Source organism: Rhizobium sp. BR 315, from assembly GCF_050577975.1.
In the GTDB taxonomy this organism is placed as follows: Bacteria; Pseudomonadota; Alphaproteobacteria; order Rhizobiales; family Rhizobiaceae; genus Rhizobium; species Rhizobium miluonense.
The window spans coordinates 160,025-186,687 of sequence record NZ_JARWKZ010000008.1; the positions used below are offsets into that span (position 1 = coordinate 160,025).

Below are 26,663 nucleotides of genomic sequence, written 5' to 3' on the forward strand. Positions count from 1 at the left end.
GAAAACGCGTTATTCGTTACGGGACACCCTCGCCACTTTAGAGGGTTTGCTAGATCCGTTTGAATGGATCGCGCCAATCGCCTCATCTTTTAGCGATCACTCAATTATATCCGGCACGTTTTTAAGCTCCGAATTCGATTATTTCGTTTTCCCAAATGACTATTACGTCACCAATATTATGCAATACTTACTATCTACGTTTGTATCTGTGGCATTCGCGCAACTAAATTTTTTAAATGACGGAAAAACCGTTCTGAGAAAAATATATCATATAACTTTACAGGAATTCGTCTTTAATAACGACCAGAAGCGGGTGGGGCCCGTTTCTCCCGAGTCGGGGTATTTAAACAGGGATAGGGTTAAGGCACGTCGGTTTTTCGGCGCGGTTGCCTGTGCCCAATCTATTATGGATTGGAGTTTTCATGAACATCAAGAGCCTTCTTCTCGGCTCCGCTGCTGCTCTCGCAGTAGTTTCCGGCGCTCAGGCAGCTGATGCCATCGTCGCCGCTGAGCCGGAACCGCTCGAATACGTCCGCATCTGCGACGCATACGGCGCTGGTTACTTCTTCATCCCGGGCACGGAAACCTGCCTCAAGATCGGCGGCATGGTCCGTACCGAAGGCAAGTGGTTCAACGCTTATGCCCCGGACACCCATTTCGGCACGCTGTGGCACACCCGCGCTCAGTTGAGCATCGACACCGCTTCCGACACCGAGTACGGCCCGCTGAAGACCAACACCCTTATGCGTTGGGATTGGCAGGACGGCGGCTCGACCTCCACGAAGATGGTCGCTGCCTACATCAGCCTCGGCGGCTTCACCGTCGGCAAGCTCGACTCGCAGTATAACTCCTACATGGGTTACGCTGGCAACGTCATCAACGACGACGTCGTCTATGACGGCCCGTACGAACTCAACCAGTTGACCTACAACTACGATGCCGGCAACGGCTTCACGGCTGTTATCTCGGTTGAAGACAGCAACTCGGGCACGGGCGCTACCGGCGTCAACGGCGAAGACAGTTCCAACCACTACGCTCCTGACGTTGTCGCCGGTGCTGGCTACAAGGCCGGCAACTTCGGCTTCAAGGTCGTTGGCGGTTATGACTCCATCGTCGAAGAAGGCGCAGTCAAGGCTCGCGTCGATGCCGACTTCGGCGTCTTCAAGGCCTTCTTGATGGGCGGCTGGAACACCAACGGCGACAAGCTGAACAAGTACGCAAGCGCCAACGGTTCCGGCGCCGCCTCCAACATCGGCTGGGGCGACTGGGCTGCTTGGGGCGGCGTAACCGTTCCGATCAACGAAAAGCTGCAGGCTAACGCTCAGGTTGCCTACACCGACTCGAAGATCTTCGCGGCAACCGCAAACCTCCGTTGGAACCCGGTCAAGAGCCTTCTGGTTCAGCCGGAAGTATCCTACACCAACTGGGACTCCATCAATCAGGACCAGTGGGCCGGTATCCTGCGCTTCCAGCGCAGCTTCTAAGACCTCTTTCCCGAGGATCTGATCTGACTTGACCCCTGATCGGATGGGGACTGGTCCGGCTTCCAGCGAAGTCGGACCGGTCCTTCCGAGAGGAGGTTTGTCGTTTCATCCAGCGCCACTGCGATGGCTTGCGATCGTGGCCGGAACCGCAGCCAATGAGCCCGTGCTTCAACTGCCAAGCGATCGACGGCGGTACCGTCTGAACACTCGTATTTCTCCCCCTTCAACGGCATCGACATCCAGCATTTTTTGTCGTAGAGACAGCTCATGTCGAACAACTATGCATATGCCTCGCGATTTTATTCGTACCGCTGCTCTCAGCGGAGGCGGGCCTGTGCGTAGTTAGAAGAGACACGACAGCAAAGACCCGAACAGCCGCTAGTCTACCTGGCGGCTTTTTTGTCGCCACGGTATGACCCTCAAAGGAACCGATACCGTGCTGAATTCCACTGATGACCTGCGCATTGTCGAGATCACGGCGCTGACGCCGCCCTCTCGGATCATAGACGAAATCCCCCGTGACGAGGCTGTCACGGCGACCGTCACACAGGCGCGCAATGCCGTTCACAATATCCTGCACGACGAGGACGACCGGCTGATCGCCGTCATCGGCCCCTGCTCCATCCATGATCCAGCTGCGGCCCATGAATATGCGGCACTACTCAAAGAGCAGCGGGACCGCTTCGCCGACGATCTCGAAATCATCATGCGCGTCTATTTTGAGAAGCCACGCACGACCGTCGGCTGGAAGGGCCTGATCAACGATCCGCATCTCGACGGCAGCTACCGCATCGAGGAAGGTCTGCGCATCGCCCGCAAGCTGCTGTTCGACGTCAACGAGATCGGCCTGCCGGCCGGCTGCGAATATCTCGATACGATCACGCCGCAATATATTTCCGATCTGGTCAGCTGGGGTGCGATCGGCGCGAGGACGACCGAGAGCCAGGTGCACCGGCAGCTGGCATCGGGCCTATCCTGCCCCGTCGGCTTCAAGAACGGCACGAATGGTGACGTGCGCATCGCACTCGATGCCATCGTCGCGGCATCACAGCCGCATCACTTCCCGGCCGTGACCAAGGAAGGCCTTGCCGCAATCGCGTCGACCCGCGGCAATGAGGACTGCCACATCATCCTGCGTGGCGGCAAGCAGCCCAATTATGATGCTGCGAGCGTCCAGGCGACGGCGGAACAATCGCTCAAAGTCGGGCTCGAGCCGCGGATCATCATCGATGCCAGCCATGCCAATAGCAGCAAGAATCCGGAAAACCAGCCGCTCGTCGTCACCTCCGTCGCGGAGCAGGTCTCAGCAGGCGACCGGCGGATCAAAGGCATGATGATGGAAAGCAATCTGGTTGCGGGCCGTCAGGACCTCGTGCCCGGCAAACCGCTGGTCTATGGCCAAAGCATTACCGACGGCTGCATTGACTGGCCGACCTCCGTCCGTACGCTGGAGGATCTGGCAAAAGCGGTGCAGGCACGGCGACGACTGGCGCGATAAATCGGCCCGCCGTCAGCGGACGGGCGGAGTTATGCACGTCGATAGTGCGCGAGGCTCAGATAATGCTTCCTGGGCCCGCGCACGTGCCACATCTCAGCCCATGCATTGGGGCTACGAAAGAAGAGACGGCCCCGGTAGAAATCGGGACCGCAAAGATGGGTGACACGCTGCGACGCGCCTTCGCCGATGCGGATGAACTCCGAAAGATTGGGGAAACGCACGGCGAGATCGTCATCTGCGTCATCAAGCCGATAGGTACGGCTGCTTCTCAGCGTCACGTTATCGCTTCGGGTGTCGCCGTGCTCTTCGAACTGGACAGGCGTCACAGACGCCTGTCCCTCGAATGTGATCAGGGAGCGATTGAAGCGATCGATGATCCGCCGCCTCACCTCCCATGTGCCGAGAAAGAGTTTCAGCTGGCTAGACAATTTCCGCTTCTCTTCGAATCGCGAAAACACTTTATCTTCTTGTTTCTTTACGCATTCCGGACGGAAAACCGCTGTGCACTTTTCCTGGAAATGCTCTAAAGCCGGCCGATCCCTCCATCAGGACGCTGCGCGCTGCGCGGTATCAGCCTGCCGGCGCGGCAGCTTCCAGCCGGGCCGGGCGAAATGGCACGTATAGCCGTTCGGATAGCGCTCCAGGTAATCCTGGTGTTCCGGTTCTGCTTCCCAGAAATCGCTGACCGGCGCAACCTCGGTGACGACTTTGCCGGGCCACAGGCCGGAGGCGTCGACATCGGCGATCGTATCCAGCGCAACCTGCTTCTGCTCGTCGCTACTGTAGAAGATCGCCGAGCGGTAGCTCAGGCCGACATCATTGCCCTGGCGATTAGCTGTGGACGGATCATGGATCTGGAAGAAGAATTCCAGCAGGTCGCGATAGCTGATCTTCTGTGGATCGAAAATGATCTCGATCGCCTCGGCATGGGTGCCGTGGTTGCGATAGGTGGCATTGCGGACGTCGCCGCCGCTATAGCCGACGCGCGTCGAGATGACGCCGTTATAACGGCGGATGAGATCCTGCATGCCCCAGAAGCAACCGCCGGCGAGAACTGCACGTTCCGTTGTCATCTTACATCCTCCACTTGATCGATATAGGCACCATAGCCCTCTGCTTCCATGCGGTCACGCGGCACGAAGCGAAGGGAGGCTGAATTGATGCAATAGCGCAGGCCGCCGCGATCGATCGGCCCATCCGGGAAAACATGACCCAGATGGCTGTCCCCATTTGCCGAGCGCACTTCGACGCGCATCATGCCGTGCGACAGGTCGGTCAGCTCGCTGACATTGGCGGGTTCGATCGGCTTGGTGAAGCTCGGCCAGCCGCAGCCGGAATCGAATTTATCCGCAGAAGCAAAAAGCGGCTCGCCCGAGACGATATCGACATAGATGCCCGACTGCTTGTTGTAGAGATACTCGCCGGAGCCCGGACGTTCCGTGCCGCTCTGCTGCGTCACGCGATATTGCTCGGGGGTAAGCTTGGCGATGGCCTCTGTCGTCTTGCTGTATTTGCCCATTGTTGTTCTCCTTGCCCATCCGCACGCATTTCGAGCTTGGCCGGGTCCTGCTTTAGGATGGGAGAGGGCCGAATAAAGCTCGATCAGCGCTAAGGGAGTGATTGCAGAGCCGAATATAGGCATCGCCAACGCGATTTGCCATATCGATCACGCGTGCGTGACGCCCTGCCCCGCAGCTCGACCGTCCGCTTCGCAAGCACTGACATAAATTGCCGCAAGCGCCTCGATGCCGGCCTGATCGTCACCATCGAAACGACCGGTAATGGGGCTGTCGAGATCGATCACGCCCAACACCCGGCCATCGCTGAAGAGCGGCACCACGAGTTCCGACCGCGAGGCGGCATCGCAGGCGATATGACCCGGAAAGGCATGCACATCCTCGACGAGGATCGAGCGCGCCTTCTCTACTGCCGTTCCGCAGACGCCGCGGCCGACGGCAATGCGCACGCAAGCCGGCTTGCCCTGGAACGGGCCCAGCACCAGTTCGTCGCTCGTGCGCAGGAAATAGAAGCCTGCCCAATTGAGATCCGGCAGCATCTGGAAGATCAGCGCCGATGTATTGGCAGCATTGGCGATCGGATCTTCCTCGCCCGCAAGCAAGGCCTGCAGCTGAAGCGCAAGCTCGCGATAGAATTCAGGCTTGCCGTCGTTCTGGATCGTCTTCTCTGCAAACATCGCATAACGCCTTCTCTAAGGATCTCTTCCCTCGGCAGCCGTATCAGTCCTTGTCATCCGGGTCATCCGGTGAGCATGGCCAGGCGGCGGGCGCCGTCAGCCACAATGGCAATTTGGTGGCATTGTCCCCACAGGCCAGGTTGAGCTGCGCCTGCTGCAGACCTGTCGCATTCGAGAGGTCCAGCCCCTCGATGCGGGTCAGATACAGGAAGGCGCCGCTGAAGGAGACCGGCCCCTGGATCACAGCGCCGCTCAGCGTCGCGCGCGAGAGGTTTGCGAAGGAGAAATTCACGCCTGACAGCACCGCCTTGTTGAAATCGGCGCGGCCGAGCTCGGCCTTCTGAAAATCCGCATTGGCAAGTTGCGCGCCGCCGAATTCAGCCCGCTGCAACTCGGCATTGGCAAAGGAGGCATCATTGACAGACGCATTGCTGAAATCGGAACGGTAGGCCTCGATCTTCTTGAAGTTTGCGCCATCGGCATGAGCATTCTTCAACCAGGCGCGCACCAGTGTCGCCTTTTCGAGATTGGCCGACGTCAGGTTGGTTTCGCTTAGATCCGTGCTGTCGAAATGGACGCCGGCAAGATTGGCGCCATGCAGATCGCTGTTCTGCAGCATGATGTTGGTCTTGCTGCACTTGCTCCAATCGAGACCCGGCGCTGCGACGTTGCCGCAATCGGCAGCATGTAGAGCATTGCCGCTGGAAGCCAGAAGAAATGCGGCACTTAAGGCCGATACGCCAAGGCCCGTCGCAATCCCCAGCCTGCGCCCGACGATAGCGCGAGACCACAGGCCATAGCGTTGCGGCCGACGCATGCGCCCTTCCCCGGCCGTTTCGGCCACTCCTACAGCAAGACTCATACCATCCCTCCGCTACAGCGCCCGCAAATCATCCCAAGCCTGAGTCGGATGCACGCGCCCTCCCTTTGTATATGGTGCTTCGCACGACAAAAAGAGCCGGTTTTGCAAAAGCGTGCCTGAAAGACGAACGGATGCTAACGGCGAGGAAACAAGAGGACAGTCATTGGCCTTCGGACCATCCCGCAAGCGTGGGCGGTATTCCCCGCCATTGCAGAGCACCTACCGGCCATGCGGGCAACCAAGCAGCCGCGACAGCGAACGGATCTGGTTCACCCGATCCTGCGACCGGGATTGGAGAGAATATCTCTATGGGGGATTTTTCGGGAAAAAGATCAGTATTTTAAGCTGGTCGGAGTGGAGTGATTCGAACACTCGACCCCCACGTCCCGAACGTGGTGCGCTACCAGACTGCGCTACACTCCGTGACCAGCGGCGCTTCTATAGACCAGCCATTTTTGATGCACAAGCACCAATTTCAAAAAAAGCGTTTGATTTTTGACGAAAAGATTACAACCGCATCTGCCTAGAAAATTGGCAGGAAACAGGTGCCGAAACTGCCAGCGTGCAAAAGACGCAACAGATCAAGTAAAATCCCGCTTGTACACGCGGATAGGAATTTTCTTTTGCCGGCTTTGGCGCTAAAGCCCTAGGCGGGACAGGTGGAAACGTCGTGGGACAGCGCGGCTTTCTGCGACCGATGCGAGACAGAAGCTCAAGGACGACACGATGAATATCCGCATGATCACCGCGGCGGGACTGTTGCTGGCGCTAGCCGGTTGCAGCACCACAACGACGACAATGAAAGCGGCCCTGCCGCTGCTGGCAAAGAACCCCGTTCAGGATCGCTGGCAAGGCCAGTCCGCCGGGCGCTTCTTCGCAGCCTACGGCCCGCCACTCTCCGACCGCGACGACGGCGGCAGCCGTGTCTACACCTGGCGCGGCGGCTACAAGAACGTCACCATCAAGACCAAGGACGGCAAGAAGACCGGAAAGCGCTCTCTCAGCTGCAAAGCTGATATCGTTACCGACCAGAGCTACGAGATCCGTTCGGTCCACATCCTTGGCGACCAGCCTGGTATCAGCGGCTCTTCCTATTGCGCCGAGCTTCTGGCGCCGCCGGAAAAGGCTGAACAGGCTGAACAGGCAGATTGAGGCCAAAGCTTCACCACGAGACAATACCAGCGGGCGGCCTACAGGGGCCGCCTGTTTTGTTTGCAGGTTCCCCCAGGGCCCTGAACTACGAAGAAAGGGAGCGCAGCGAGCGCTTTGAAGAACGCGAGTCGACCGCCAACAAAGATATTGCAAAGTGCTTTTTCTCAAAACAATGAGAAAGAGGAAATGGCTGGGGCGCCAGGATTCGAACCTGGGAATGCCGGTACCAAAAACCGGTGCCTTACCGCTTGGCGACGCCCCAACAGAGGAAATGGCTTCAATCTCCGCCAAACCGGCGTCTGATTAGCAAAGGTCGCTTGCCGCCACAATCACTAAGTTATGCGGGGACGCATATTTCTGTGTGCTTTTTGGGCGGCTATGATAGGTCTTGCCGCACCGCAATCCCAACGAGGAGGCCCGATGAGCCAGTTTCGCGCCCGCCCGCCGGCCGTTCCTACTATACTACTCGATGACGCCGTGGTGCGCATCACGCGCTGGGATTTCGAGCCGGGCGCCGATACCGGGCATCATGTCCATGGCCTTGGTTATGTCGTCGTGCCGATGACGGATTGTCAGTTTCTGCTGGAAGAGCCTGATGGTAGCCGCCGTGTCGACATCGCCAAGGGTGCCGCCTATCGGCGCGAGGCGGGTGTCGAGCATAACGTCGTCAATGCCGGCTCGGAGCCGATGTCCTTTATCGAAATCGAATACAAGCAATCATGAGCACGCCTGACTTCGACCTTGCCTTCGAGCCCGCCTATGGCCGCGCTGTCCCCGTTGCGCCCGGCATCGAACGCATGACGGTCAACAACCCAAGCGCCTTCACCTTCCACGGCACCAACAGCTACATCGTCGGCGGTTCGTCCGTGGCGGTCATCGACCCTGGCCCCGAAAACGAGGCGCATTTCGCCGGCTTGATGGCAGCTCTGGAGGGGCGCGAGGTCACCCATATCTTCGTGAGCCACACCCACCGCGATCACTCGCCGCTCGCAAAGCGGCTGAAAGAGGCGACGGGCGCGCTCACTGTCGGCGAAGGGCCGCACCGCGCCGCACGGCCTCTCTATCAGGGCGAGGTCAACCCCTTCGCCGAAAGCTCCGACATGGAGTTCCAGCCGGATATCGTGCTTGGCGACGGCCAAAGCGTCTCCGGAGACGGCTGGCAGATGACGGCGCTGCTGACACCGGGCCATACGGCAAACCACGCCTGCTTCGCGCTCGACGGCACCGGCATCGTCTTCTCCGCCGATCACGTCATGGCCTGGGCCACATCGATCGTCGCGCCGCCGGATGGATCCATGGCGGATTACATGGCCTCGCTGGAGCGGCTTCTTGCCCGCGAGGACCGGTTGTTCCTGCCGGGCCATGGCGGGCCGGTGAAGGAGCCTGCGTCTTTCATGCGCGGGCTCAGAACCCATCGCCGCATGCGCGAGCGCGCCGTGCTGGAGCGCATCAAGGTCGGCGACCGCCTGATCCCCGATATGGTGAAAGCCATCTATCGCGATACGGACCCGCGCCTGCATGGCGCAGCCGCACTTTCGGTACTGGCGCATCTGGAAGATCTCGTTGAGAAGGGGCGCGTGGAAACAGACGGTCCTCCGGCACTGGCGGGAACCTACCGCCCCATCTGAGCCGTCTCAGCTTCCCGCGATGCCGAGCAGCTCGGCATCGAGCGTCTTCAGAAAGCGATCTGCCGTGTCGGCGCTGACACCGAGATCATTCTGTCCGTAGCGGGAGGCGACGCGAATATCGACGAGCGTCGTTTCGGCCTCCTCGCGAAGACGGATCAGCACATCGCAGGGGAGACCGAGAATGCGGGTACGCATCTCGCCCTGCAAGACAACATCGGTATTCTGACGGATCAGATCGGCGACACCATCGCGGAAGGGACGCGGCGTCGGTACCGGGACAAAATCAGGCATGTCGCCGACGGCGGTGTCGTCCTGCGCCGGCCTGGTGGTCTGAATACGGGTACGGCGCTTGGGCTTCGCAGCGCCGTTGGGATCGGCGACGTCGGCCCCCTCAGCCTTGACGATGGTGATATGGCTGTCCCTCGCCACCTTGCGCACAGCCTCCAGCACGCGGTCGGCAGCGCCTTCATAGCGGCGGCTGATCAGGGCGGGATAAGCTTCGAATTGCCCCTCGCGCTCCTGCTGGGTCACCAGATGGCGCGGCGGCAGCCAGATCTGCGTGGCGTCCGGCGCCGCAAGCCATGCCGGCGGGTCATTGAGATCGGTCGACACTTCGTAGATCGGCGGGCGGCTCCAATAGCGCTCGACGCCGAAGCCGAGAATGGCAAGCGGCAACGCCGCGTAAAGGATTGCCTTGACGGCCGAGACGCCGCCGAAGGCAGCGTTTTGCCAAAGCTGGGCAAGACCGATCGCTGCCAAAAACACGGCAACGCCGGCGCAACCTGCCGAGATCAAGATCAGCAGCACGAAATAGGGCATTTCCAAAGGCCCGAAACGATGGCCGATCAGCGTCACCCCGCAGAGCACCAGCGCAAAGGCGGCAATCAAACGCGCGGCGCGGGCAGCATGTGAAACGGGACGGTCGAAGCGAATAGTCATCAAGGGCTCGGCGGCGCGTCGGATCGGAAGCCGGATGCACCGAATCCCGGAAAGTGATCCATGTTTAAAGCAAGAAGCGGTGAAAATAAATCGAATGTCATGTCGTCTGTCAGCGATGTCTCGTCGAAGCTGAAACCAGTAATAGCTAACGCAAAAACGTGAGCGCTTGCTTAAATTCCCAAAAAAGGCCATTCTTTGGCGTTTTATCGAGGCTTTGAAGGGACTTGATGAGATGGAACCGATGCTTTCTCAAGACATCGCCGCCAAGCCGATGCCGGCAGCGGCCATTGCCGCGGCTGATACAGCAGACCCGGTCCTGCCGCTCGAGCTTCTCGAACTTGAGCTTTCGCTCGAAGGTTTTTCCGGTGGCGAGCCCTCTTTCTGCGAAGCCGTACGACGCGCGGCCTCGTCCGTGCGCGGCGACTTCCTGTTCGATCTTCCCGCCACGGGCTTGATCCCCGATTGCCGCAGGCTGGCGGTGATCAGGATTCCGGAACCGGACGCGACGATGCGCACCCTTTTTGCGGCGCTCGACGAAGACGGGGCGGAAATCCACCTGCTGCAGCCGGATGAGGAAACCGAACACCTGCTGCGTTTCGCCGATGCCTTCGTCAACCTGCTGCAGCGGCTGCCTGAAAGGCTGAGAGAAGCAGCCTAGGGCAGTTCAGTTCTTCACGGATCTGAGAACCGCTCTCACTTGTTGTTTTTACGCAATTCCGGACGGAAAACCGCTGCGCACCTTTCCTGGAATTGCTCTTGGCGTTCCGGCCTGCGACGACGATAGGCCTTTCGCGCGCTCAGCCGCGACGCTATAATTCATGATTGCATCTCTGCATTCAGGACATCAAGTCATGCGTATCGCCGCTTCCATCTTCTCCCTCCTCGCCATCGCCTTCGTGCTCTCGTCGTGCCAGACGGCCGAGGAAATCCGAGCGGCCGACGAGGCAAGATGCGGCAGCTACGGCTTCAAGCGCGGCTCGGAGAATTTTGCCAATTGCCTGATGAATCAGGATCTTAGCCGACGCGCGGATCAGCGCGCCTTTATGGAAAGCAACAATGATTTCTTCTGGGGGCCGACAGTCGTGGTCGGCGGTCCGGGATATTACTATCATCGCGGCTACTGGCGCCGCTAAACGAAAACGGCGTTCCACCTAATAATGTCAAGCTCGTCCCTTGATCGCCGCTTGCGCGGCTGCGAGCCGTGCGATCGGCACGCGGAAGGGTGAGCAGGACACGTAATCCAGTCCGATATCCTCGCAGAAATGGATAGAGGCGGGATCGCCGCCATGCTCGCCGCAGATGCCGAGCTTCATGTCGTTGCGCGTGCGGCGGCCGCGTTCGGCAGCGATGCGGATCAGTTCCCCTACCCCGTCGAAATCGAGAGATATGAACGGGTCGTGCTCGATGATGCCCTTGCGCTGATAGGTCGGAATGAAGGCAGCGGCATCGTCGCGCGATATGCCGAAGGTGGTCTGCGTTAGGTCGTTGGTGCCGAAGGAGAAGAATTCGGCGGCCTCAGCGATGATATGGGCACGCAATGCCGCGCGCGGCAGCTCGATCATCGTGCCGACGAGATAATCGATCTTCATCTTCGCTTCGGACATGACGGTACGGGCCACCTCGTCGATGCGGTCCTTGACGTAGTCGAGCTCCGAACGCAGGCCGACCAACGGCACCATGATCTCGGGCACGACGGCGGCACCCGTCTCGCGTGCCGCCAGAACCGCCGCCTCGAAGATCGCCCGCGCCTGCATCTCGACAATCTCGGGGTAGGAAATCGCCAGCCGGCAACCGCGATGGCCAAGCATGGGATTGAACTCATGCAGGGCATCGACGCGCTGGCGCAGCATGGCTGGCTCCATGCCCATGCTGCCGGCAACCTCGGCAATCTCCTCGTCTGTCTTCGGGAGGAATTCATGCAGCGGCGGGTCGAGCAGGCGAATGGTCACCGGCAGGCCGTGCATGATGACGAACATGCCGGTGAAGTCGAGCCGCTGCATCGGCATCAGCTTGGCAAGAGCTGCACGACGTCCTGCCTCATCTTCGGCAAGGATCATCTCGCGCATCACATGAATGCGGTCGCCCTCGAAAAACATATGTTCGGTACGGCAAAGCCCGATGCCTTCGGCACCGAAGGAGCGCGCGGCCCGCGCATCGGCCGGCGTGTCCGCATTGGTGCGCACCGTCATGCGGCGCGCGCGATCGGCCCAGGTCATGATGCGCCCGAAATCACCGGAAAGCTCCGGCTGGATCATCGGCACCTCGCCCTTCAGCACCTGGCCGGTGGAGCCGTCGATCGTGATGATGTCACCCCTCGTCAAGGTGACGCCGATGCCGATCAGCCTTTCATTGCGCATATCGATGCGCATGGTGCCGGCACCGACGACGCAGGGGATGCCCATGCCACGGGCGACGACGGCCGCGTGACTGGTCATGCCGCCGCGGGTGGTGAGGATCGCCTCGGCCGCATGCATGCCGTGAATATCTTCGGGACTGGTTTCGATCCGCACGAGAATGGCCTTTCGGCCTTCCTCTTCGGCGACGATCGCCTCTTCGGCGGTAAAGACGATCTCGCCGGTAGCAGCACCGGGCGAAGCGGGAAGGCCGGATCCGATGACATCGCGGCGGACGCGCGGATCGATGGTCGGATGCAGCAGCTGATCGAGCGTCATCGGGTCGATGCGGGAGACGGCTTCGTCTTCCGTGATCATCCCCTCGTCGACCATATCGACGGCGATCTTCATGGCGGCCTTGGTGGTGCGCTTGCCGGCGCGGGTCTGTAGCATCCAGAGCTTGCCGCGCTCGATGGTGAATTCCAGATCCTGAACGTCGCGATAATGCGCTTCCAGTTGCGCACAGATGCTCCGGAACTCGGCGAAGGCTTCCGGCATCAGCTTTTCCATCGACGGTCGTTCATAGCCGGAGGCGATCCGGGCAGCCTCGGTGATGCTCTGCGGCGTGCGGATACCGGCGACGACATCTTCCCCCTGCGCATTGACGAGGAATTCGCCGTAAAGCTCCTTCTCGCCCGTCGACGGATTGCGGGTGAAGGCGACCCCGGTCGCCGAGGAATTGCCGAGATTGCCGAAAACCATCGCCTGAATATTGACGGCGGTGCCCCAAACCTCGGGAATATTGTGCAAATGGCGATAGGTGACGGCGCGCGCGTTCATCCAGCTGGAAAAGACGGCGGAGACGGCGCCCCAGAGCTGGACTTCAGGCTCCTGCGGAAAGGCCTGGCCCAACTCCTCCACGATGACCGACTTGTAGAGCGAGACAACATGCTGCCATTCAACTGCTGTCAGGTCGGTGTCGAACTCATGGCCGAACCGAGCCTTCTCATCCTCGAGAATTTCCTCGAAAACCTCGTTGTCGAGACCCATGACCACATCGGCATACATCTGGATGAAGCGGCGGTAACTGTCCCAGGCGAAGCGTGCGTCCCCGGCATCGTGGCCGAGCGCCTGCACCGTGGTATCGTTAAGACCGAGATTGAGGACCGTATCCATCATGCCAGGCATGGAAGCACGGCCGCCAGAACGCACGGAAACCAGCAGCGGCCGCACGATATCGCCGAATTTACGCCCTGTAATGGCCTCCATCTGCTTCAGGCCCTGCATGACCTGCGGTTTCAGCTCATCAGGGATGATGCGGCCATTCTTGTAATAGGAAGTGCAGGCGTCGCAGACGATCGTCAATCCTGGAGGGACCGGCATGCCGAGACTGCACATCTCGGCAAGGTTCGCGCCCTTGCCGCCGAGCCTCGCATAGTCTGCAGCGCCTCCCTCGGCCTTGCCGTCGCCGAATGTATAAACCCACTTCGTCATTGTCTCGTCCAACTCCCGGGTTGAACTTAATTCATTGAGGCGCAAATGAAAATCGACAAATACGGCAAAATGTTGCGCTGCACAATAAATATGGTGCACAGGCCTCATATTTCAATCGATTGGTCCGAATCGGCGTCTAGGATTGCGTTTCTCGCTGCGCCAATATCTTGTCGATCCGCATGCCGTCGAGATCGACGATCTCGAAATGCCAACCGCCGAAGGTGAAGCTTTCGCCCACCTCGGGCAGGTGGCCGAGCTGGTAAAGGGCGAAGCCAGCAAGCGTGTGGAAATTGACGTCTTCCTCACCCTCGCGCAGACCGAGCCTCGCAAAGGCATCATAAACCGGCATCATGCCTTCCATCAGCAGCGAGCCGTCGGCACGCTCGACCACGTCGGGCGTCTCGTTTTCCATATCGGGCAGATCGCCGGCAATCGCCTCCAGCAGATCCGTCTGGGTGACGATGCCTTCCAGGCTGCCATACTCGTCGATGACCATGGCAAGGCGGACAGGCGCACGCTTGAAGTTTTCGAGCACTTTGAAGACGGCTGTGGACTCGTGGACGACAAGCGGCTGGCGGATAACGGCCATCGGGTTCAGTGGCTCGCCGTTCAAAAGCTGATCAAGCAGATCCTTCTTCAGGATCATGCCGATCGGCTCGTCGATCGAACCACGCGCGACGAGAAGCTGCTCGAAACGACTTTCGCGAATGGTCTTCTGTATCTCCGCCGGCGTATCGTCGGTATCGATCCAGTCGACCTCCAGCCGCGGCGTCATGATGTTGGAGACATCGCGGTTGCCGATATTGAAGACACGTTCGACCAGATCCTGCTGTGCTTGCTCAAGAAGGCCGGCTTCCTGGCTTTCAGCGATCAGGAGCTTGATCTCGGCGGGCGAATGCAGCGACCCCTCGCCGGCACCCGGCTGCAGCCCGAAAAGACGCAGGACCAGATTGCCGAGACCATTGAGCACGGTGATCGCTGGGCGCAGCAGGAATAGGAACAAGCCGAGCGGCCGCACCACGCCTAGAGCCGTCCCCTCGCTGCGCTGCAAGGCCAGGCTCTTCGGCGCGAGTTCGCCGAGCACGATATGCAGAGCGGTGATGATGATGAAGGAGATGGCGACGGCGATCGCATGAGAGCTGGCCGCGGCCCATGCTCCGGGCAGGAAATCGAGAAGCGGTTCCAGGAGATGGGCGAGTGCGGGCTCGCCGACCCAGCCGAGGGCGAGCGAGGAAATCGTGATGCCAAGCTGCGTAGCCGCCAGATTGGCGTCGAGATTGTCGACCGCCTTCTGCAGCGACTTGGCGTTCATCCGCCCTTCGGCAACCAGCTCCGTCACGCGGCTGCGGCGAACGGAAACCAGAGAAAACTCAGCCGCAACGAAAAAGCCATTGGCGGCAACGAGCAGCAGCACGGCGAGTATTCCGAGGAAATCGAAAATACCGCCACCAGATCCAGACATACTTCCCTTCCGGGCGGATTAGCGCCACATGTTGTTGATCGAAAACGAAACTATCACGCTTTCAGGCTGTGCGGCAGCCGAAGCGGCAATTTCTTGTTTATATTAGAACAGTTTTCTTCCATTCCCGGCGGAACGGCCCTCAGGCGATCTCGCGCAGGCGCTCGGCCGTCTGCAGATCGACGGAGACGAGCTGCGAGACGCCCTGCTCGGCCATGGTCACGCCAAAGAGGCGATCCATACGCGCCATGGTGATGGGATTATGGGTGATGACCACGAACCGCGTCTCTGTCGAAGCAGCCATCTCGTCCATCAGATTGCAATAGCGCTCGACATTGTGGTCGTCGAGCGGCGCGTCCACTTCGTCCAGAACGCAGATCGGCGCTGGATTGGTGAGAAACACGGCGAAGATCAGCGCCATGGCCGTCAGCGCCTGTTCGCCGCCCGAAAGCAGCGTCATGGTCTGCGGCTTCTTGCCTGGCGGGCGGGCGAGGATTTCCAGGCCTGCCTCCAGCGGATCGTCGGATTCGATGAGCTGAAGTTCGGCCGTGCCGCCGCCGAAAAGGTGCGTGAACAGCCGCTGGAATTGCGCATTGACGATGTCGAAGGCGACGATGAGACGCTCGCGGCCCTCGCGATTGAGACTCTGGATCGCGCCGCGCAGCTTCCGGATGGCGTCGATGACGTCATCGCGCTCCTTGATCAGTGCCTGCAGCCGCTCCGTCAGCTCCTTGCTCTCTTCCTCGGCGCGCAGGTTGACGGCGCCGAGACGCTCACGCTCCATCTTCAGCCGTTCCAGCTCGCGCTCAACCTCACGCAGGTCCGGCACGCCTTGCGACGGCGACAGGCCGGTCAGGCGCATGGCCTCATGCGGCTCGACATTGAGGGCCTGGCGGATGCGCAGCTCGCTTTCCTGCCGGCGCTCCCGCGCAGACACCAGCCGCTCCTCGATGCGCCCGCGCTTTTCACGGCTTTCGGCGAGTTCGGACAGCGCGGTTGCGGCATGACGATCGGCCTCGCGTTGAACGACCTCGGCTTCGGCAAGACGGTCGGCGGCGGCACGGCGGGCTTCGTCAGCCTTCTGCAGCTCGTTCATCAATGCGCGGCGCTTGTCGTCGAATTCATCCGGCGCAAGATCGAGCTCGGAAGCCTCATCACGCGCTTCCTCTTCGCGGTCGCGCAGCGTTTGAATATGTTCTTCGGCGCTCACGGCGCGCTGGCGCCATGTGTCGCGCTCCTGCCGGATGGCCAGAACGCGCCGCTGTCGTGCCTCGTTTTCCCGGTTCAAGCCCTCATGACGAGCGCGGGCTTCGGCCAGAGCGCCGCGATCCGTCGCGACTTCCACCTGCTGATTGCGCAGCTTCAAATCAACGGCTGCGAGATCCGGCGCATCTTCCAGTTCGATGCGGGCATTTTCGTCCTGCATCGCCACATCTTCCAGCTGCTCCTGCAGCCCGCTGACCGCCTCGGCGATCACGTCGCGGCGGCGGATGAGATCGCCGGAGGCCCGCTCGGCAGCGGCAAGCGCTTCACGAGCCTCGGCCAGATGCCGGGCAGAGAGCCGGCTGGCATCGCGGGCGGTGGCCAGACGACCTTCTTCGCCCCTGATCGCATCCGCGGCTGCCGAAAGGCGCTCTTCAGCCTCCATGAGCACATCGCGAGCGAGTTCAGCTTCGGCTTCCAGCTCGGAGAGGCGGTTCTTCTGGGCCAGCCGCAAGGCAGCCGCACTCGGCGCATCAGCACCGGTCACATGGCCATCCCAGCGGAACACGGCGCCATCCCTGGTCACCAGCCGCTGTCCCGGCTTCAGCTCCGGCATCAGCCGCAGGGCGTCCTCTGCCGAAACGATGCCGATCTGACGAAGGCACCTCGTCAACGCCGCCGGCGCGCCGACATGGGTGATCAACGGCACAACGCCTCCCGGCAGCGCAGGGTCGCTCGGACCGCTGCCGTTGTCCGACCAATAGACCGGAGCCTGGGCATCGAGCGAGGATTCCAGATCGTCGCCGAGAGCAGCGCCGAGAGCAGTCTCGAAGCCGCGGTCGACGCGCAGCTCCTCGGCAACAGGCGAAAAGGCGCCCGACGTATCGCCCGCCGCCAACATCTTGGAAATGGTGCGCGCTTCGGTTTCGAGCGCATTCAGACGCGCCCGCGCCTGCTCAACCGGCCCGCGCGACAGCGCCTCTGTTTCGCGAGCCCTAGCAAGAACCGCTTCGATGCGCTGGATCTCGCCTTCCGCATCCGCAACGGCGTTTTCCGCCGCCTCGACCATATCGCGCTTCTCGCTGGGGTCAGGCAGATCGGCCATCTTCTCGTCGATGGCGGCAAGTTCGCGGTTCGCTTCGTCCGCCTGGCGTTCCAGCCTCATCTTACGGTCGGCAAGATCGCGAATGGCGCGTTCGAGCTGATTGCGGGCAGCCGCAGCCTCGGCGCGTTCTGCGGTCAGGGCGGTAAAAATCCGCTCGCTGTCGGCAAGCTTGGCGGCCGCTTCTTCGAAGGCCAATCGCGTCTCCTCGGCAAGCCTGCCGGAATCGGCAAGAATGTCGGCAAGATCTGCTTCTTCCGCGTCCAACTTGGCGAGGATGGAAGCGTTGTCGGCAACGAGGCGCTCCTCGCGGCGGATGTCTTCGGCCAGTTGCGCCAGCCGGCGGGTCAGCTCGTCGCGCCGGCGCAAGATGCGATTGGCGTCCTCTTCCAGCTGGTTGCGGGCGAACTGCAGCCGCTGCAAGGCGGCAGCAGCCTTCGCCTCGTCATCGCGCAACTCCGGCAGCTTGAAGCTGGCTATGCCTTGCGCTTTTGCCGCCTCCATCTGGATCTGCGCCCTTTCGGCGACGAGCACGGTTGCCTGGTTGAGCGCGCTATCAGCCTCTGCTTCGGCCTCCTTGGCCTGCACCCAGCGGATATGCAGCAGCATCGCCTCACGGGCGCGAATATCCGCCGAGAGCATCTTGAAACGGTTGGCCTGGCGCGCCTGACGCTTCAGACTCTCGATCTGGCTTTCGAGCTGCGACGTCACATCATCGAGCCGCTCGAGATTGCTTTCGGCGGCGCGTAGCCGCAACTCGGCCTCGTGGCGGCGCGAATGCAGGCCGGAAATGCCTGCCGCCTCTTCCAGGAGCTGGCGGCGTGCCTGCGGCTTTGCCTGGATCAGCTCGCCGATACGCCCCTGCCCGACCATCGACGGCGAGCGGGCGCCGGTGGAGGCATCGGCAAACAGCAGCTGCACATCCTTGGCGCGCGCTTCCTTGCCGTTGATACGGTAGACAGAGCCTTGCTCGCGCTCGATGCGGCGCGTCACCTGGATTTCGTCGCTATCGTTGAAGGCTGCAGGCGCGGTGCGGTCGCTATTGTCGAGATAAAGGCCAACTTCGGCGGTATTGCGCGCCGGACGGTTACCCGATCCGGAGAAGATGACGTCGTCCATGCCGGAGGCACGCATGTTCTTGTAGGAATTCTCGCCCATCACCCAGCGCAGCGCTTCGACCAGGTTGGACTTGCCGCAGCCGTTCGGCCCGACGACGCCGGTCAGGCCGCGCTCGATGACGAATTCGCCCGGCTCTACGAAGGATTTGAAACCGACGAGTCGAAGCCTGTTGAACTTCATAGGGTATGCCCCCTTCTCCTTTTGAAGGAGAAGGTCGCGCGCAAAGTGACCATTAGGGATGCCGAGGCGGCGTCCGTGGGCTCGTACGTAGAGAGGTGCGTCACAGGCGCGCGACCATGGCCGCCCGCCTGTGGTTCAAAAAGGCGCGGATCAGAGCAGGCTGTCGATAAGCTTCGACATGGCACCAATAGACATGTCCCCTGCATAGCGCTTGCCATTGATCAGGAAGGTCGGCGTTGCGTTGACGCCGAAATCCTTGGCTGCGCGTTCACGTACGGAGTTGACATCATCCAGAAGCTTCTGGTTCGTCAAGCATTTCGTGAAGCTATCCTCAGTAAAACCGGCCAGTTTCGACATTTGCAGCAATGCGGCGCGGCCATCGACATCGGGCGAAGCCCAGGCGATCTGCTGCTTGAACAGCATTTCGACCATCGGCATGTACTGTTCCTGCGGCGCGCAACGGGCCAGCATGAAGGCGGCGGCGGCACGCGGATCGAACGGGAATTCGCGGATGAGGAAGCGAACCTTGCCGGTATCGACATACTTCTGCTTGATCGTATCGAAGGTCGTGACGGCGAAATGCGCGCAATGCGGGCAGGTCAGCGACATGTATTCGACGATCCTGACCGGGGCATCTTCCTTGCCGAATGCGACTTCCGGCAGCGGGCCGGGCTTCAGCACCTCGTTCATGTCGACATTGCCATCCGACGGAGGAATGGCGTCGTCGCCGGACGCGGCGGATGCGGTGTCGGCAAAGGCAGCGAACGTCACAGAAAGGGCTGCAACGGCAGAACCGCCCAGCAGGTGGCGTTTGGTCAAGAGCATGTCGGACATCGGCATAGAGTCACCCGTCGTTAAAAGAGGTCTTCGAATGTTTCATGCGATATAACGGCTGGTTGCCGCTAACAAGGCACGCTTGACCAACTTTCTTCAAAGAATTGTGACCTGGCAAAGACAAACAACTTAAATTTCCTCCGCAATTCACGAAACAGCGGCTCGCCCGGCCTTTCAGCGCCGCTTCCAAGCCATCGCGGTGCCCAATCTCTGGATGGCGGCGCGAATTTTTTCGTCCTCTATTCCGTCCATCATGCCCTCAAGCTTTCGTGCCGCCTCGCCTTTCAGCGGCGGCGGCGTGCGGGACCGCCTTGAAGCGACCGAGACCGGCTTCTGCACGATGCGGATCTGATGGACGGCGTGAAAGCCGAAGAAGCTGTTGATGCGCTGAATGAGTTCGCCCTGCGCATGGGTGAGAAAGAGCGCGCGGGCGCCTTCGCAGGCGATCGTCAGCACGCCGGGCTGATAGCGACTATCCTCGCCTGGCCCTCCGCGCCTTGCCCAGGCGATCTTTTCCGGCCGCGTACAATCGGCGAAATCCTCGCCGGCGATCTCGTCCCAGCAGCCGAGCAACGTCGTATTGATGCCGGCGCGCTTCGCCAGCACGGGATCGACGATGCCGTTGGTCAGCTCGGAAATCTGTTTCTCGCCTTTTCGGGGATAACTCATCTCAATCGGGTTCCGGTGCATGCTTTGCGCATTCGGGACCTTGATCGCCCGATGCAGCTTGGCCAAGTATAGAGCACTTCCCCTCGATGCGGCAAATCATGACCACCATATTAGAATCACCTTCGGCCGCACGCCTGCTTGCCTGGTACGACCGCCATCACCGCGACCTGCCCTGGCGCGTCTCGCCGGCGATGGCGGCGCGCGGCGTCAAGCCGGATCCCTATCGTATCTGGTTGTCGGAGGTGATGCTGCAGCAGACGACCGTACCGGCGGTCAAATCCTATTTCGCGAAATTCCTGGAGCGCTGGCCGACGGTCAACGATCTGGCGGCGGCGGCAACCGATGACGTCATGGCGGCGTGGGCGGGGCTGGGCTACTACGCCCGCGCCCGCAATCTGAAGAAATGCGCGGAAGCGGTCGCGGCCGAGCATGGCGGACGCTTTCCCGATACCGAGGAAGGCCTGCGGGCGCTCCCAGGTATCGGTGATTATACGTCTGCCGCAGTCGCGGCCATCGCATTCAACCGGCAGGCAGCCGTGATGGACGGCAATGTGGAGCGCGTCATCTCCAGGCTTTACGCGATTTCAACCCCTTTGCCCGGCGCAAAACCGGAAATGAAGCAGAAGGTCGCCCTGCTGACGCCCGCAGACCGGCCGGGCGATTTCGCCCAGGCGATGATGGATCTCGGCGCGACGATCTGTACGCCGAAGCGCCCGGTCTGTTCGCTCTGTCCTTTCAACGGCGCCTGTCAGGCGCTGGCCGGGCATGATCCCGAACATTTTCCCGTCAAGGCCGCCAAGAAGGACAAGCCTGTGCGACAGGGTGCCGCCTTCGTCGCCGTCAACGACGAGGGCGAAATCTTTCTGCGCCGACGTGTCGAAAGCGGTCTGCTCGGGGGGATGGCCGAAGTGCCGACGACCGGCTGGACGGCCCGTATCGATGGTGAGACCGGCATCGAGGCGGCCCCCTTCCCGGCCGACTGGCAGCCAGCAGGGACAGTGACGCATGTCTTCACGCATTTCGAACTGAGGCTGTCGATCTGGCGGGCCAAGTCGATTTCGCAGAAGGACAACCATGACGGATGGTGGGCGCCGGTTACAAATCTTGAAGAGCAAGCGCTGCCGACAGTCATGAAAAAAGCGATCGCTCAGGCTATTCCCGATGCGTTCGCAAAAGCACGCATCCCAGAAAAATTAGGCAAGAGAAAATCAGGAACTAACTTATGACGACGGAAATACGGCATATCGTTTTCGATATCGGCAAGGTCCTCATCCACTACGATCCGAACATTCCCTACAGCCGCGTCATCCCCGACGCTGCCGAGCGCGAATGGTTCTTCGCCAATGTGTGCACGCACGACTGGAACATCGAGCAGGATCGCGGCCGCACCTGGGAAGAGGCAGAGGGCCTGCTGATTGCCGAACATCCGGAACGCGAAGAGCAGATTCGTGCCTTCCGCAAACACTGGCACGAGATGGTTCCGCATGCCTATGAGGAAAGCGTCTCCATCATGGAAAAGCTGATCGACGAGGGTCGCGACGTCACCATGCTGACCAATTTCGCCTCCGACACCTTCCGCGAGGCACAGGTGCGCTATCCCTTCCTCAACAAGCCGCGCGGCGTCACGGTTTCGGGCGATATCGGGCTGATCAAACCGGATGTTGCCATCTACGATGCCCATGCTAGGAGTTTCGGGCTCGACCCGGCTGCGACGATCTTCATCGACGATTCGCTTCCGAATGTCGAAGGCGCACGCGCTGCCGGCTGGCATGCGGTCCACTTTACCAGCACCGAGAAGCTGCGCAGCGATCTCGCTGCCTATGGCATAAAGGTTTGAACCATGATTTTCGATCCCGCAGAACGCATCGACCTGTTCCACGACGCGATCAATCGTCTCGACTACGAAGCAATTGAGAATTTCTTCGCGGAGAACGCCACCTATGTATCCAACGGCGTCGGCAGCCTTGCCGGCCGCGCGGCGATCATGGAAGCCTTCCGCGGCTATTTCGATAAGTATCCCGATCAGACGGCGTCCAACTCGCTGGTTGAGACGCTGACGCCGCTTTCCGGCCGTGCCGTCTGGTCGATTCGCGCCACCAACAGCAAGACGGGCGAGCCGCTGATCCGCGAAGGCGAGGAAACGATCACCTTCGACGAGGACGGCCGCGTCGTGCGCGTCGACGTCACGGACTATCAGGAATTCTGAGAGCTTAAACTAAAGACGCCCAGGGCCTTACCGTATGTTTCGTCGGTAAAGCCCTGGGCGTCTCGCCTTCTTCCCTAACTGGAGGTACACGACGGAAGAAGACGGATATGTCGATCAGGCCAGAGGCGCGCTTCGGAAACCGTGGGGCGGTTTACTGCAGGGCCCGCCTGAGCTAACTCCTTGTTTTCTCGCAATTCCGGACGGAAAACCGCAGCGCACTTTTCCTGGAGCTGCTTTAATGGCTGAGACTACCCCACCTTCGCCAGATCGCTGCGGATGATGGCCCTGAGTTCGTCGATCGGGCGCAGGGACCGTCCGTCATCGACATGCCAGAACATCCATCCGTTGCATGCATCAAGGCCCTGGACCTTCGCGCCAAGGCGATGAATGGAACCGGCTTCGCCGCCGGAGGCGACCGTGCCGTCGGCCCGGACGATGGCGCTATAACGACGCTTCGCATCCGTCAGCACCTGGCCAGGCTTGATGAGGCCGCTCTCGATGAGGACATTGAAAGCCACGCGAACCTCGGCCTTCTTGCCGGTCATGACGGTCAACTCCGCCTTACCGAGCGGCTCGACGGCAGCGATGCGGGCGCTTGCCGCATCGATATAATCCTGCTCGCGCTCGATGCCGACGAAATGCCGGCCGAGGCGCTTGGCGACGGCGCCCGTGGTGCCAGAGCCGAAGAAGGGATCGAGAATGATGTCGCCGGGCTTCGACGAAGCCATGATGACGCGGGCAAGCAGCGCTTCCGGCTTCTGCGTCGGGTGCACTTTCTTGCCGTCGTCGCCCTTCAGCCGCTCATTGCCGCTGCAGATCGGAAACAGCCAGTCGGAGCGCATCTGCACGTCGTCATTGGCCGCCTTCATGGCGTCGTAGTTGAAGGTATAGCCCTTGGCCTTGGCGTTCGGGCTCGCCCAGATCATCGTCTCATGGGCGTTCTGGAAACGGCGGCCCTTGAAATTCGGCATGGGATTGGTCTTGCGCCAGACGATGTCGTTGAGGATCCAGAAGTTGAGATCCTGCATGGTCGCGCCGACGCGGAAGATGTTGTGATAGGAACCGATGACCCAGATCGTGCCCGTCGGCTTCAGCACGCGGCGGCAGGCGAGCAGCCAGGCGCGGGTGAAGGCATCATAGGCTTCGAAGGAGGCAAACTGGTCCCACTCGTCATCGACGGCGTCGACAAGCGACTGATCGGGACGATGCAGCGTGCCGCCAAGCTGGAGATTGTAGGGTGGGTCGGCGAAGATGACGTCGACGGATTGATTGGGCAGTGCCTCAAGAGCGGCCACGCAATCGCCCTTGATGATCGTGTCGATCCAGGAACCCGGAACTGGGGATTTCCTGAGGTCGGCAAGCGGGAAAACTGACGCCATTTGATACTCGCTGTTACGCTGACTCGATGCTCTTAACTGAGTGTTATGGTTACCTATCTTGGTTACCAAAGGCTAAATCGGCGAGATATTTTCCGAATTCCCGAGGAAGCCCCCGGGAATTCATGGCTTGCTGAACGGCACTATTGCGCTGAATTGCCTTGGATGTCGTGCACGGCATGACTGTCGTCAGGCGCTTCATCCCGCTCCGTCATTCCGTAGTCGCGAAGGACCTGCGCCACGCGCAGCCGATAGTCGGCAAACACCGTCTTTCGGCCCGCCGTCTGCGCAGCGCGATGGGCCTCGCGGTTTCGCCATTCGCGAACGGCTATCTCGTCGCGCCAGAAGGAAAGCGACAGGAACTTGCCGGGTTGGCTCAGGCTTTCGAAGCGCTCGATCGAGATAAAGCCGTCGATCGTTTCAAGTTCGGAGCGCAGCCTTGCGGCAATGTCGAGATAATGCTGACGTTCATCGGGATGCGGGACGACTTCGAAAATCACTGCGATCACGGCGATACCCTCGGAGCATGTGGTAGGGATATGTTTTTCAGGAAAATACGATCCTCCTGCAAGATGAAACGCTCTCGCCGGGAAAAATCGTGGTTGGCCTGCGCCAGCGGGTCGGCGGCGAGGCTCTTTCGATAGGCCTCGTAGGCGGCCAGGCTCTCGATGTTGTAGATGCCGTAAGCTGTCGTTTGAGAGCCCTCGTGCGGAGCGAAGTAGCCGATGAGATCGGCACCGTTGCGCGGGATGATCTCGCCCCAGGCCTTGCCGTATTCGGCAAATGCCTGCTGCTTGAACGGGTCGATCTGATAGCGGATGAAACAGGTGATCATTGGCTTTCTCCTTTGCTGATGAGAATGTTTTCGCACGTTGCAGAGCGGAGATGCTTCGGTTACGATCGAAGTATGAAGGAAGGTCCTGACATAGCGCAAATCGGCTCGCTGATCGGCGATCCGGCGCGGGCGAACATACTGACGGCGCTGATGGGCGGCCGCGCGCTCACGGCGACGGAGCTGGCGGCGGCGGCTGGCGTAACGCTGCAGACCGCAAGCGCTCATCTCGCCAAGCTCGAAGCGGGCGGCCTGCTGGCGCAGCGCAAGCAGGGTCGCCATCGTTATTTCACGCTGGCCGACGACCGCGTCGGCAAGCTGCTTGAGGGTATCATGGGCTTTGCGGCAAGCCGTGGGCATCTGCGCCATCGCCCCGGCCCGAAGGAACCGGCCCTGCGCAAGGCGCGCATCTGCTACGACCATCTGGCTGGCGACTACGGCGTCCGCATGCTCGACAGCCTGGTAGAGGCCGGCGCTATTTCGGTCATGGGAGAAGGCCTGAACCTGACGGCCCAGGGCGAAAAGCATCTCGGATCGATCGGCATCGATGTCTCCGGTCTGCGGTCGAGCCGCCGCCCGCTTTGTCGGTCCTGCCTGGACTGGAGCGAGCGGCGCGCGCATCTGGCCGGCAGCCTCGGCAAGGCGCTGCTTTCGAACTTCTTCGACAAGGGTTGGGCGCGCCGAACCGAAAACAGCCGCTCGATCTTCTTTACGCCCGAGGGCGAGCGCCGTTTTCTGGCGCTGTTTCCGATCGAGATAGGGGATGGCAAGCCAGAGCCTGAGCTCAGCGAAAAGCCCTAAAGCGGCTCGCTCCTTACAGAAGCCCTGATCCACTTTATCTTATTGTTTTTACAAAAATTTCTTACGGATTCTGCCTGGTACGTCAACGCGAAATCTTCGCTTGCAGCCCGCATTTCAGCAACCGCGCATGCCCCCCTCAAGATCGAGGGAGGCGACGCGTGCATCGCGACGTCTTTCGGACATTTCGACCTTTTCGCTAATTGCAGTCCAGCCATGCCCGCCAATTGGTTGAGCTTTGTCGACGTATCGTGTAAAGGCCGACGGTCGTTTTTCAGAGCATGTCCCGAAATACCAAAGGTTTTCCTGGAGCGTGCCGAACCCAGCCACATCAAGGGCAGCAATTTTCATGAGCAATGGCTTCGACCTCATCATCTTCGACTGCGACGGCGTTCTGGTCGATTCGGAAATCATCGCAGCAGAGGTCGAGTCAAAACTGCTGACCGATGCGGGCTACCCGATCAGCACCGAGGAAATGGGCGAGCGCTTCGCCGGCATGACCTGGCGCAACATCCTGTTCGAAGTCGAGCGTGAGGCAAGCATCCCGCTCTCGGCTTCGCTGCTCGACAAATCGGAGGCGCTGCTCGACCTGAAGCTCGCCAAGGACGTTCAGGCGATCCCTGGCGTACCGCTTGCGCTGTCGCGACTGCCGATGCCGCGCTGCATCTGCTCGAACTCCAGCTCCGCCCGCCTCGACATGATGCTGACGAAGGTCGGCTACATCAAGCTCTTTGCGCCGCACATCTACTCGGCCAAGGATCTCGGCGCCGACCGGGTGAAGCCCAAGCCGGACATCTTCCTGCACGGCGCCAAGCAGATGAACGTCAGCCCAGCCAATACGATTGTCGTCGAGGATTCGATTCACGGCGTCCAGGCGGCACGCGCCGCCGGCATGCGCGTCATCGGCTTCACCGGCGCATCGCATACCTATCCTTCCCACGCCGACCGGCTGACCGATGCCGGCGCTGAGACCGTGATCAGCCGCATGGCCGATCTGCCCGGCGTCGTGATGGCGCTCGCCGCCTGGGATGGCGTCCTCTAAGGCGGATTGAGGCACAGACCAAATACAAAAGGCCCTGCCGATCGGCGGGGCCCAGATTGCTGACAAACCCCTGGCCTTGGCTGGGGGTTTATGATTCTCATGTCCGTTTTCAAGAGTTTGGGCATAGGTTTTTCTTGTCGCCTTTTTCAGCGTCGACGAGGGACAAATATGCTGCCTATTGCAGGACGCGGCGGCATTGAGACGACGGTTGATCAGACTCTGATGCGCGGGTTGAATACCGCAGGACCGTGGTTCGTCT

The 26,663-nt window shown here is 60.6% G+C and carries 27 protein-coding genes and 2 tRNA genes; 12 read left to right on the top strand and 17 right to left on the bottom strand.

Annotation, left to right across the window (positions count from 1 at the left end; genetic code table 11):
• Window positions 1–422: 422 nt before the first annotated feature.
• Window positions 423–1,484: a porin gene (locus tag QD409_RS11820; RefSeq protein WP_092845956.1), complete on the top strand. Its 1,062-nt coding sequence runs from the start codon at window positions 423–425 to the stop codon at window positions 1,482–1,484.
• Between the two features lie 412 nt (window positions 1,485–1,896).
• Complete coding sequence (locus QD409_RS11825; protein WP_167667935.1) at window positions 1,897–2,982, top strand: 3-deoxy-7-phosphoheptulonate synthase; 1,086 nt, start codon at window positions 1,897–1,899, stop codon at window positions 2,980–2,982.
• Between the two features lie 29 nt (window positions 2,983–3,011).
• Here QD409_RS11825 and QD409_RS11830 read toward each other — a convergent pair whose 3' ends face one another.
• From QD409_RS11830 to QD409_RS11855, 6 genes are all read right to left on the bottom strand, one after another.
• A complete protein-coding gene (locus QD409_RS11830; protein WP_092845958.1) occupies window positions 3,012–3,440 on the bottom strand; it encodes a DUF6314 family protein in 429 nt (142 codons plus the stop codon).
• Window positions 3,441–3,527: 87 nt separating this feature from the next.
• A complete protein-coding gene (msrA, locus tag QD409_RS11835) occupies window positions 3,528–4,055 on the bottom strand; it encodes a peptide-methionine (S)-S-oxide reductase MsrA (protein ID WP_092845960.1) in 528 nt (175 codons plus the stop codon).
• Window positions 4,052–4,501 (bottom strand): peptide-methionine (R)-S-oxide reductase MsrB, encoded by a 450-nt coding sequence (gene msrB, locus QD409_RS11840; RefSeq protein ID WP_092845962.1) that lies wholly within the window; start codon window positions 4,499–4,501, stop codon window positions 4,052–4,054. Before msrB ends, msrA begins: the two co-directional genes overlap by 4 nt.
• 147 nt (window positions 4,502–4,648) lie before the next feature.
• Entirely contained in the window at window positions 4,649–5,176 is a 528-nt protein-coding gene (locus QD409_RS11845; protein ID WP_092845964.1) for a GAF domain-containing protein, read from the bottom strand.
• Window positions 5,177–5,219: 43 nt separating this feature from the next.
• Window positions 5,220–5,993, bottom strand: coding sequence for a pentapeptide repeat-containing protein (locus QD409_RS11850; RefSeq protein WP_092845966.1), 774 nt, complete (start codon window positions 5,991–5,993; stop codon window positions 5,220–5,222).
• Window positions 5,994–6,384: 391 nt separating this feature from the next.
• Window positions 6,385–6,461, bottom strand: a tRNA-Pro gene (locus QD409_RS11855).
• 303 nt (window positions 6,462–6,764) lie between these two features.
• Between QD409_RS11855 and QD409_RS11860 the strand changes: the two genes are divergently transcribed.
• Window positions 6,765–7,190 (top strand): hypothetical protein, encoded by a 426-nt coding sequence (locus QD409_RS11860; RefSeq protein WP_430762783.1) that lies wholly within the window; start codon window positions 6,765–6,767, stop codon window positions 7,188–7,190.
• A gap of 187 nt (window positions 7,191–7,377) precedes the next feature.
• On the opposite strand, the gene QD409_RS11865 is transcribed toward QD409_RS11860, so the two are convergent.
• Window positions 7,378–7,452, bottom strand: a tRNA-Gln gene (locus QD409_RS11865).
• Window positions 7,453–7,610: 158 nt separating this feature from the next.
• Here QD409_RS11865 and QD409_RS11870 point away from each other — a divergent pair.
• Window positions 7,611–7,913: a cupin domain-containing protein gene (locus QD409_RS11870; RefSeq protein ID WP_092845970.1), complete on the top strand. Its 303-nt coding sequence runs from the start codon at window positions 7,611–7,613 to the stop codon at window positions 7,911–7,913.
• On the top strand, window positions 7,910–8,818 hold the full coding sequence (locus QD409_RS11875; RefSeq protein WP_092845972.1) for an MBL fold metallo-hydrolase: 909 nt from the start codon (window positions 7,910–7,912) through the stop codon (window positions 8,816–8,818). Before QD409_RS11870 ends, QD409_RS11875 begins: the two co-directional genes overlap by 4 nt.
• 6 nt (window positions 8,819–8,824) lie before the next feature.
• Here the strand turns inward: QD409_RS11875 and QD409_RS11880 are convergent, their stop codons facing one another.
• The gene (locus tag QD409_RS11880) at window positions 8,825–9,757 is read right to left on the bottom strand and encodes a DUF1499 domain-containing protein (RefSeq protein ID WP_092845974.1); all 933 of its coding nucleotides are present in this window, start codon (window positions 9,755–9,757) and stop codon (window positions 8,825–8,827) included.
• Window positions 9,758–9,998: 241 nt separating this feature from the next.
• On the opposite strand from QD409_RS11880, the gene QD409_RS11885 reads away from it, so the two are divergent.
• Together QD409_RS11885 and QD409_RS11890 are read left to right on the top strand one after the other, a co-directional pair.
• Window positions 9,999–10,415, top strand: coding sequence for a hypothetical protein (locus QD409_RS11885; protein ID WP_092846027.1), 417 nt, complete (start codon window positions 9,999–10,001; stop codon window positions 10,413–10,415).
• A gap of 193 nt (window positions 10,416–10,608) precedes the next feature.
• The gene (locus QD409_RS11890; protein ID WP_092845976.1) at window positions 10,609–10,890 is read left to right on the top strand and encodes a hypothetical protein; all 282 of its coding nucleotides are present in this window, start codon (window positions 10,609–10,611) and stop codon (window positions 10,888–10,890) included.
• A gap of 27 nt (window positions 10,891–10,917) precedes the next feature.
• Here QD409_RS11890 and ppdK read toward each other — a convergent pair whose 3' ends face one another.
• From ppdK to QD409_RS11915, 5 genes are all read right to left on the bottom strand, one after another.
• A complete protein-coding gene (gene ppdK, locus QD409_RS11895) occupies window positions 10,918–13,584 on the bottom strand; it encodes a pyruvate, phosphate dikinase (protein WP_092845978.1) in 2,667 nt (888 codons plus the stop codon).
• A gap of 136 nt (window positions 13,585–13,720) precedes the next feature.
• The gene (locus QD409_RS11900; protein ID WP_092845980.1) at window positions 13,721–15,046 is read right to left on the bottom strand and encodes a hemolysin family protein; all 1,326 of its coding nucleotides are present in this window, start codon (window positions 15,044–15,046) and stop codon (window positions 13,721–13,723) included.
• Window positions 15,047–15,185: 139 nt separating this feature from the next.
• Entirely contained in the window at window positions 15,186–18,647 is a 3,462-nt protein-coding gene (locus QD409_RS11905; RefSeq protein ID WP_092845982.1) for a chromosome segregation SMC family protein, read from the bottom strand.
• A 150-nt stretch (window positions 18,648–18,797) separates the two neighbouring features.
• A complete protein-coding gene (locus QD409_RS11910; protein WP_092845984.1) occupies window positions 18,798–19,487 on the bottom strand; it encodes a DsbA family protein in 690 nt (229 codons plus the stop codon).
• Between the two features lie 168 nt (window positions 19,488–19,655).
• Window positions 19,656–20,150 carry a DUF721 domain-containing protein gene (locus QD409_RS11915; RefSeq protein WP_092846031.1) on the bottom strand — a complete coding sequence of 165 codons (495 nt, stop codon included), beginning with the start codon at window positions 20,148–20,150 and terminating at the stop codon, window positions 19,656–19,658.
• Window positions 20,151–20,248: 98 nt separating this feature from the next.
• Here QD409_RS11915 and mutY point away from each other — a divergent pair, with 98 nt between their 5' ends.
• The 3 genes from mutY to QD409_RS11930 are packed head-to-tail and all read left to right on the top strand — an operon-like array spanning window position 20,249 to window position 22,356.
• Entirely contained in the window at window positions 20,249–21,376 is a 1,128-nt protein-coding gene (mutY, locus tag QD409_RS11920) for an A/G-specific adenine glycosylase (RefSeq protein WP_425348522.1), read from the top strand.
• Window positions 21,373–21,987, top strand: coding sequence for an HAD family hydrolase (locus tag QD409_RS11925; RefSeq protein WP_092845986.1), 615 nt, complete (start codon window positions 21,373–21,375; stop codon window positions 21,985–21,987). Before mutY ends, QD409_RS11925 begins: the two co-directional genes overlap by 4 nt.
• Window positions 21,988–21,990: 3 nt before the next feature.
• Window positions 21,991–22,356, top strand: coding sequence for a nuclear transport factor 2 family protein (locus QD409_RS11930; protein WP_092845988.1), 366 nt, complete (start codon window positions 21,991–21,993; stop codon window positions 22,354–22,356).
• Window positions 22,357–22,604: 248 nt separating this feature from the next.
• Here the strand turns inward: QD409_RS11930 and QD409_RS11935 are convergent, their stop codons facing one another.
• From QD409_RS11935 to QD409_RS11945, 3 genes are all read right to left on the bottom strand, one after another.
• Window positions 22,605–23,735 (bottom strand): site-specific DNA-methyltransferase, encoded by a 1,131-nt coding sequence (locus QD409_RS11935; protein WP_092845990.1) that lies wholly within the window; start codon window positions 23,733–23,735, stop codon window positions 22,605–22,607.
• A gap of 140 nt (window positions 23,736–23,875) precedes the next feature.
• The gene (locus tag QD409_RS11940; RefSeq protein WP_092845992.1) at window positions 23,876–24,241 is read right to left on the bottom strand and encodes an antibiotic biosynthesis monooxygenase family protein; all 366 of its coding nucleotides are present in this window, start codon (window positions 24,239–24,241) and stop codon (window positions 23,876–23,878) included.
• A complete protein-coding gene (locus tag QD409_RS11945; protein ID WP_092845994.1) occupies window positions 24,238–24,567 on the bottom strand; it encodes an NIPSNAP family protein in 330 nt (109 codons plus the stop codon). The genes QD409_RS11940 and QD409_RS11945 overlap by 4 nt, the downstream gene beginning before the upstream one ends.
• A gap of 72 nt (window positions 24,568–24,639) precedes the next feature.
• Here QD409_RS11945 and QD409_RS11950 point away from each other — a divergent pair, with 72 nt between their 5' ends.
• Window positions 24,640–25,365, top strand: coding sequence for an ArsR/SmtB family transcription factor (locus QD409_RS11950; protein ID WP_092845996.1), 726 nt, complete (start codon window positions 24,640–24,642; stop codon window positions 25,363–25,365).
• A 114-nt stretch (window positions 25,366–25,479) separates the two neighbouring features.
• Here the strand turns inward: QD409_RS11950 and QD409_RS11955 are convergent, their stop codons facing one another.
• The gene (locus tag QD409_RS11955) at window positions 25,480–25,713 is read right to left on the bottom strand and encodes a hypothetical protein (RefSeq protein WP_139115041.1); all 234 of its coding nucleotides are present in this window, start codon (window positions 25,711–25,713) and stop codon (window positions 25,480–25,482) included.
• Between QD409_RS11955 and QD409_RS11960 the strand changes: the two genes are divergently transcribed.
• The gene (locus QD409_RS11960) at window positions 25,712–26,404 is read left to right on the top strand and encodes an HAD family hydrolase (RefSeq protein WP_092845998.1); all 693 of its coding nucleotides are present in this window, start codon (window positions 25,712–25,714) and stop codon (window positions 26,402–26,404) included. The two genes, QD409_RS11955 and QD409_RS11960, sit on opposite strands and share 2 nt — an antisense overlap.
• The last annotated feature ends 259 nt before the right edge of the window (window positions 26,405–26,663 follow it).

Excerpts from the sequence above, each read along its gene's own strand:
- QD409_RS11930 (WP_092845988.1), top strand. The coding sequence starts at position 21,991 with ATGATTTTCGATCCCGCAGAACGCATCGACCTGTTCCACGACGCGATC.
- QD409_RS11825 (WP_167667935.1), top strand. The coding sequence starts at position 1,897 with ATGACCCTCAAAGGAACCGATACCGTGCTGAATTCCACTGATGACCTG.
- QD409_RS11910 (WP_092845984.1), bottom strand. The coding sequence starts at position 19,487 with ATGCCGATGTCCGACATGCTCTTGACCAAACGCCACCTGCTGGGCGGT.
- QD409_RS11960 (WP_092845998.1), top strand. The coding sequence starts at position 25,712 with ATGAGCAATGGCTTCGACCTCATCATCTTCGACTGCGACGGCGTTCTG.
- QD409_RS11880 (WP_092845974.1), bottom strand. The coding sequence starts at position 9,757 with ATGACTATTCGCTTCGACCGTCCCGTTTCACATGCTGCCCGCGCCGCG.
- QD409_RS11955 (WP_139115041.1), bottom strand. The coding sequence starts at position 25,713 with ATGAAAATTGCTGCCCTTGATGTGGCTGGGTTCGGCACGCTCCAGGAA.
- msrA (WP_092845960.1), bottom strand. The coding sequence starts at position 4,055 with ATGACAACGGAACGTGCAGTTCTCGCCGGCGGTTGCTTCTGGGGCATG.
- QD409_RS11915 (WP_092846031.1), bottom strand. The coding sequence starts at position 20,150 with ATGAGTTATCCCCGAAAAGGCGAGAAACAGATTTCCGAGCTGACCAAC.
- QD409_RS11950 (WP_092845996.1), top strand. The coding sequence starts at position 24,640 with ATGAAGGAAGGTCCTGACATAGCGCAAATCGGCTCGCTGATCGGCGAT.
- QD409_RS11890 (WP_092845976.1), top strand. The coding sequence starts at position 10,609 with ATGCGTATCGCCGCTTCCATCTTCTCCCTCCTCGCCATCGCCTTCGTG.
- QD409_RS11820 (WP_092845956.1), top strand. The coding sequence starts at position 423 with ATGAACATCAAGAGCCTTCTTCTCGGCTCCGCTGCTGCTCTCGCAGTA.
- QD409_RS11850 (WP_092845966.1), bottom strand. The coding sequence starts at position 5,993 with ATGCGTCGGCCGCAACGCTATGGCCTGTGGTCTCGCGCTATCGTCGGG.
- ppdK (WP_092845978.1), bottom strand. The coding sequence starts at position 13,584 with ATGACGAAGTGGGTTTATACATTCGGCGACGGCAAGGCCGAGGGAGGC.
- QD409_RS11900 (WP_092845980.1), bottom strand. The coding sequence starts at position 15,046 with ATGTCTGGATCTGGTGGCGGTATTTTCGATTTCCTCGGAATACTCGCC.
- msrB (WP_092845962.1), bottom strand. The coding sequence starts at position 4,501 with ATGGGCAAATACAGCAAGACGACAGAGGCCATCGCCAAGCTTACCCCC.
- QD409_RS11925 (WP_092845986.1), top strand. The coding sequence starts at position 21,373 with ATGACGACGGAAATACGGCATATCGTTTTCGATATCGGCAAGGTCCTC.
- QD409_RS11860 (WP_430762783.1), top strand. The coding sequence starts at position 6,765 with ATGAATATCCGCATGATCACCGCGGCGGGACTGTTGCTGGCGCTAGCC.
- QD409_RS11885 (WP_092846027.1), top strand. The coding sequence starts at position 9,999 with ATGCTTTCTCAAGACATCGCCGCCAAGCCGATGCCGGCAGCGGCCATT.
- QD409_RS11870 (WP_092845970.1), top strand. The coding sequence starts at position 7,611 with ATGAGCCAGTTTCGCGCCCGCCCGCCGGCCGTTCCTACTATACTACTC.
- QD409_RS11875 (WP_092845972.1), top strand. The coding sequence starts at position 7,910 with ATGAGCACGCCTGACTTCGACCTTGCCTTCGAGCCCGCCTATGGCCGC.
- QD409_RS11845 (WP_092845964.1), bottom strand. The coding sequence starts at position 5,176 with ATGTTTGCAGAGAAGACGATCCAGAACGACGGCAAGCCTGAATTCTAT.
- QD409_RS11905 (WP_092845982.1), bottom strand. The coding sequence starts at position 18,647 with ATGAAGTTCAACAGGCTTCGACTCGTCGGTTTCAAATCCTTCGTAGAG.
- QD409_RS11935 (WP_092845990.1), bottom strand. The coding sequence starts at position 23,735 with ATGGCGTCAGTTTTCCCGCTTGCCGACCTCAGGAAATCCCCAGTTCCG.
- mutY (WP_425348522.1), top strand. The coding sequence starts at position 20,249 with ATGACCACCATATTAGAATCACCTTCGGCCGCACGCCTGCTTGCCTGG.
- QD409_RS11945 (WP_092845994.1), bottom strand. The coding sequence starts at position 24,567 with ATGATCACCTGTTTCATCCGCTATCAGATCGACCCGTTCAAGCAGCAG.